The sequence below is a fragment of the Ramlibacter sp. AN1015 genome, assembly GCF_037726105.1.
GTDB lineage: Bacteria > Pseudomonadota > Gammaproteobacteria > Burkholderiales > Burkholderiaceae_C > Ramlibacter.
The window spans coordinates 1-638 of record NZ_JBBJUM010000032.1 but is presented as its reverse complement, the minus strand read 5'-3'; the positions used below and the strand labels follow the sequence as shown (position 1 = coordinate 638).

Below are 638 nucleotides of genomic sequence, written 5' to 3'. Positions count from 1 at the left end.
GTAAGCGTCCGGCCATCCCATCTGGACCGCGCGTGGCGGTCACGGGTAGGGAGTCAATTGGCCGGAGCGGACCAGCGATGCGGCAGCAGTTCGTCGATGCGACTGGCCGGTTGCGTGGGCAGGCGTTCGAGCACGCCACGCAGGTAAGCGTAGGGGTCATGCCCGTTCAGACGTGCCGAGTGGATCAGACTCATAACCGTGGCGGCGCGTTGGCCCGCGCGCAGGCTCCCAGCGAACAACCAGTTGTTCCTGCCGATCGCAATGGGGCGGATCAGGTTCTCAACGCGGTTGTTGTCCGCCGCCAGGCGGCCATCATCGAGGTAGCGGGTCAACGCCACCCAGCGCCCGAGGCTGTAGTCGATCGCTTTGGCCGTGGCGGATCCCGGCGGCACCTTCTGACGCTGCGCCTGCAGCCACGCATGCAGGGCATCGGCGATGGGCTTGCCCCTGTCCTGTCGGATGCGTCTTCGCTCCAGGTCGTCCAAGTCCGCGACCTCGCGCTCCACTTCGTACAGGCGGGCGAACAGCGCCAGTGCCTGCTCGCCTACAGCGCTTTTGTGGTTGACCCACAGCTCATGGAACTTGCGCCGCGCGTGCGCCAGGCAGCCCGCCTCGGTCACGCCGTTGGCGAACAAGGC

The 638-nt window shown here is 66.9% G+C and carries 1 protein-coding gene; it reads right to left on the bottom strand.

Translation table 11 applies throughout. The annotated features are described in order from the left end of the window. Positions 1-53 precede the first annotated feature (53 nt). The coding region (tnpC, locus tag WG922_RS21920; RefSeq protein ID WP_340285169.1) for an IS66 family transposase at positions 54-638 on the bottom strand (585 nt) is incomplete at its 5' end.